Genomic DNA, 4,876 nt, shown 5'->3' with positions numbered 1-4,876 from the left:
TGTATTTGTATTTGTATTTTTACTATATGGCTTCGGGTAGAGTGAAGTTATACAGCTCCGCTAACGTAAACGGGTTTTTCTGAGTCAAAGGAGTGATTCGCAAGCTCAGATCTCTGCCTGATACTTTTATATCACTCACGAAGCTACCGTTATGGGTATTTGTTAACGTTGAGTCACCAAATAACCGATAGATAGCCCATTGACCATTCTTGCTCAGTACATGTTGTTTACCTTCGTCTGTTACATCTTGAATTGTTATACTGATATTGAAATCTCCATTTTGAGGAGGCCACTCAAGTTCACGAATTCTGCTGGGACCATGGTAATAGTTGATATTTGAGTCCGCTATTTTTAAGCTTGCTCTGATCGCACTCGAATCCAGATCAAGTACCTTCGCACTAAATGGAAGGTACAAACGGTTTGTACTCTTGTTGATTAGTGTATCTCTGATGACATTGTAATTTCTTAACTGAACAAGTAGTTCTGGTGAGAGAGGCATAATTTCACCTTCTACTTGTTTTGGCGTCCATAGGTTTGTGTCATAAAAAGGAGCGAAATTTTTATCGATAAATGCATCAAGCAAGCCTCCCGATGCGAAAAGCAGCTCAAAGTCTTCGATCGAAATTTCTTCTGTTGCACTTAGATCAAAAGGGTACCTTCCTAAACCTAACTCTTTGAACTTAGAATAGATCTCACTATACCAAAGAGTCTGTATTCCTTTTGATGATTCAGAAATCATCACGGACCAGCTCTGGTTAACTACGTCTAAAAGCCAACTTCTTACTGGCTCAGGAGATTTTTGTGCAATTTGTTTTAAACGAATCAGAGGATCGGCATCCGTACTACTCATCCGGTGTTGTGCTGCAGACAACGCTGCCATTTGAGGGGCCGGTGCGTCTGCTATATCTTTCATATACGTACGAACTCTGCTCAGTGCAGTTATCGTTTCATCCCATGGTGTAGGGGAGTTAGGGGTTTCGTTAATTTGTAATTGATTCAAGATGTGGAAAGCTTGTTCAACTCTTTTCATCAACAAGTAGTCAGGTTGAACAAGTTCTTCAACGAGTTCTGGTGCTGCATTTACGGCACCAGCAAGTTTAGGGTTAACCTGGGCCATTAATGCATTCTGTTGTCCAACCGGGGAAAACTGAGTGTTTGTATAAACTTGTTTTAGAACGGTTGTCATAGGAGAAGAGGGACCAGAGATCAGATCAATGGCGTTAGTAATCTCCCCTATATTGTTATAACGCTTTACTTTTAGTTCGCTTAAAGCATTTCGCCAATAACTGATGTAGTCATCCGTATATTTTTTTCTTACTTGCTTCTTGAATGTCTCTTGTTCTTTGTCTGTTGGGATTACGTGGTTTGACAAACCCAATACCCAGTTGTCGGTGATGACTTGTTGCGACATTAAATCGACGCGAGGGCGGTAAAACGTACTGAAGCCTGTAGATGTGTAAACTTTATCGATTTCTAATCGTTGAGGATCCAAGTTGTCGTTGAAGACATTATTAAAGTCGAAACCGACTGCTCGCTGTAAATTCAAAGTGCCTAAATCAATGTCACCTGCTTGTTGTAACAAGCTGGCGTACACAAGATCTACATTTGAACTAGAGAGTAGAGAACGTCTTGTCGCACGCACCATATTCATGTTGATCGATACAGGTTCAAAATCAGTGCGGAAATATGCGTCCAAATATTTCATCACTGTCGTGATCGTGTCTGGTTGATCACTGAGTTTTTGGAGCGTTGACATCGTTTGCTGACGTAGAAATTTTATCTCGCGTTTTGTAGGATCATTCAACATTAAGTAACCTTTTAGTAAAGGCAGTGCATTATTAACGTTGTCTTGATTTTGTGTTAGTTGCAAACGATAACCTTGCTCAATTACTGGCATTAAGTGGTTTCTAATTTGCATTATGAGGGCGTTATAAGCGATTTTCGTACTTTCATCGAGACGACTTACATTCATATTCACAAGTTCATTATCTAGCGCTTGTGAGCCACTAAGCCATGCTTGATAAGATGGTTGTACAGTTTGGATCGCACTTGAAAGAGAACTTTCAAAAGAATTGCCTTTTGGGTAAGACGATTGTGAATCATCTATACCAATAAGCTGACTAATCACTCTCAGGTTGTCATCTAAAGTCGTTGAAAACAGGTAAGCACCACTACCTAGTAAAATAATGGAAGCTGCAACGGCTAGACGGCTCTGCCTCTGGATCATCCTAAGGTAAGTCTTGTTTTCACCTGCGAAATCAGATTCAGGCAGGATCTGAGAGTCCATTAAGAAACGCGTAAAATAGGGCGTTTCTGTTAACTGAGTATGTTCCGACGCAATGATCGGCAAGTTAAAGTAGTTGCTGCAACTCTTAGCTAATAGGTTGTATTTTCTACCACCTTGGATATTCGATATAAAAAACACTTCACGGATATCAAGAGAATAAGACCCAGTATTGAGTTCTGAAAGTCGTTCTATCACAGAAGCAATTTCAGACTGACACAATTCGAATTGTTTAGGGAATGCTAATATGGCTTGCTTCTCGTTAACTTCATTAGAGTGAGACGACGAATCTAACGCATTGCTCTCCATTACTTTTACTAAATTACGGAAGCTATCATGGTAGTACTCAACAAATACACCTTTAGCTTCCTTTAATGGAATTGATAGAAATTCAACCGAGGTCTTTAAAGAACTAAAGTGTATGTATTCCTTAAATCCTTCTAGCTTGTCGAGCTTAGACATCATTAAATATAAAGGGATCGCTGAAGATGTTTTTTCACTTACTGATTCTAATCGATGGTTAAGCGCGGTTAACGTGTAATCGATTTGTTCGGTTTCAGAGACAATTAGAAATTCAAAATCGATAAAAAACAAGCAACCAGAAAATGGCTTTCTAGGCTTGTGTTTAATGACCTCATCTACAAATGTGTTCCACAGAGCGCTATCGTTACTTGATACTTCTTGAAACAATAGGCGTTGATCCGGTTTGATATACACGGCGGAGTCTGACTCATACCATTCGAAAAAATCATTCTTTGCAGTACGAGTCTGATCCATTGGCTTGATTGCACTGGAGTTAAGTAGAAACTGAGTTCGACCCGCGTATTTATTGCCAATCATTAAATAGATTGGCTTTTTATTGGAACCAGAAAGAAGCGGACGGATGACCATGGCTAATGCTTCTTCTTCTGTTTCCAGCATTAGGGCTTTAGTGTTGTTTTTCTTTTTTAGCCACAACGTTACCTGAAACAACGAATAGAAAATTGTTATAGCACCTAAAGCAATCCATAGGTAAAACTTGTCTGTTATATCTAGCCAAAGGATATAGATTGCAGCGATCGTAGCAGCAAGAAAGAGGAAAATGGCCGTTGATATAACAACAGGGTTCCTCATTAGTTTGTGTTTTAACATAAGCCTATTTCGTTGTTTTGAGTTTGTTGTAATACCGAGTCTTAAGACGGTTTTATGAGTTTTACGGTTTATTTGCTGACAGATCTGATTCTAAGGTTTTTATTTTGTGTAAATAGACGTTCAGTATCCGAAGAGATTTCTGTAGTTCTTTTTGTTGTTGTTCTTTTTCTGCATATTCAATGCGGCCAATCAATGGAAAAAGAGAGTTACTGTACTCATAAGCTCGTGCTGTCTTTTTACTTTCACTTCCTCTAATTACATTCGCAAATACAGTCCTGGCGTTAGAAAAGCGTCGGTGAAGTTGGGCGTAATCTGTGTTTAACTTTTCTTGTTCATTGGTGAACTCTTGGCGTAATCGTAGAATAGAAGACGAGTCCGGATACAGCTTGGTCAAATCAAGCGTCAATCGGTCTAAAATATCGATCTGATACACTTTGATTGGATCGGCAACCCAACCTTTCATTAGTGTGTCTAATTGGTTTACGACATTAGGTCTAACATCTTGAGAAATAGGAGCATATTCATATCTTAATGAATGTGCTATTTCATTAAGTTGTGAGATATCAGATGTGATGATTTGTTTAGTCAGATCTTTTAGTTGGTATTGCTTATAAAAGAAGTGAGAGGACAATGCTAAAGCAAGAAATCCGGCTAACAGGTAGACGACTAAATAATTAGAGGGTGTTTTATCGTCGACTTTCGATGTTGTTGCAGATTGCTTATTTGACACATCAATTTTAATGGTTGATGGTTGAGCCACTGGTGTTGGTTGTTTATTTTCTTCTGGAGCTCGGTACTTTCGTTGATTCTCTGCTTCGCGCAGGTTTGCTTCGGTCTCTTTATGTTCATCAACCCATTGCTTTAAGATTCGACGTACCCCACCTAATGAAGGTGCTTTTATACCGTAATGTAGTCTTAGTTCTTCTTCAATTCTCATACATAAGCGATGGCAAGTTTCGATCAGCAGTACGTCGTCGGGGTTTGTTTTAATCGACTTTATTCGTTTTTCTGTGTGTTCAACCATCCAGTCTATCGCTCCAATCCTTGCGTTTGATTTTGTAACTTCTGGATATGCGGTAAACCAATAAACGACGCATAAGTCCAGAATAGAACTGAGTCCTTCAGCTAAACCTTTTAAGCCATCATTATGTGTTGCTGCGACAGTAAAGTAGCAACTACAACGGAAATCTTTGCTGTTTTTCGAAAGTATCGTTTTTGAAAGAGACTGAACCTTTTTCCAAGAGACTCTCCCTGTCACCTTATTAAGGTTATTAATTTGACGTTTTATCTCTGTAAAATCATCTAATGCGTTTGGGTTAGTTCCGCTAGGCTTTTCTTCGTCAATAGGCCGTCTTGTGAAATCTGAGGAGAACATAATCTTGATATCCAACTGTATATATAACGAAATCGAAATTTAGCGATAACTAATAAATTTAGCCTCGCTTGTTTTTTATTTATATT

The 4,876-nt window shown here is 38.9% G+C and carries 2 protein-coding genes; both read right to left on the bottom strand.

Annotated features, from left to right (window positions below):
* Positions 1-22: 22 nt before the first annotated feature.
* Positions 23-3,415, bottom strand: a complete 3,393-nt coding sequence (gene tssM, locus AB4323_RS23130; protein WP_372153452.1) for a type VI secretion system membrane subunit TssM — start codon at positions 3,413-3,415, stop codon at positions 23-25.
* Between the two features lie 61 nt (positions 3,416-3,476).
* Positions 3,477-4,790: a type VI secretion system ImpA family N-terminal domain-containing protein gene (locus AB4323_RS23125; protein ID WP_102429258.1), complete on the bottom strand. Its 1,314-nt coding sequence runs from the start codon at positions 4,788-4,790 to the stop codon at positions 3,477-3,479.
* Positions 4,791-4,876 lie beyond the last annotated feature (86 nt).

This window comes from Vibrio sp. 10N.261.52.C11 (assembly GCF_041471405.1).
Classification (GTDB): Bacteria; Pseudomonadota; Gammaproteobacteria; order Enterobacterales; family Vibrionaceae; genus Vibrio; species Vibrio crassostreae_C.
The sequence above is the reverse complement of the archived record's forward strand: the minus strand, read 5'-3'. Positions and strand labels throughout refer to the sequence as shown.

Excerpts from the sequence above, each read along its gene's own strand:
- tssM (WP_372153452.1), bottom strand. The coding sequence starts at position 3,415 with ATGTTAAAACACAAACTAATGAGGAACCCTGTTGTTATATCAACGGCC.
- AB4323_RS23125 (WP_102429258.1), bottom strand. The coding sequence starts at position 4,790 with ATGTTCTCCTCAGATTTCACAAGACGGCCTATTGACGAAGAAAAGCCT.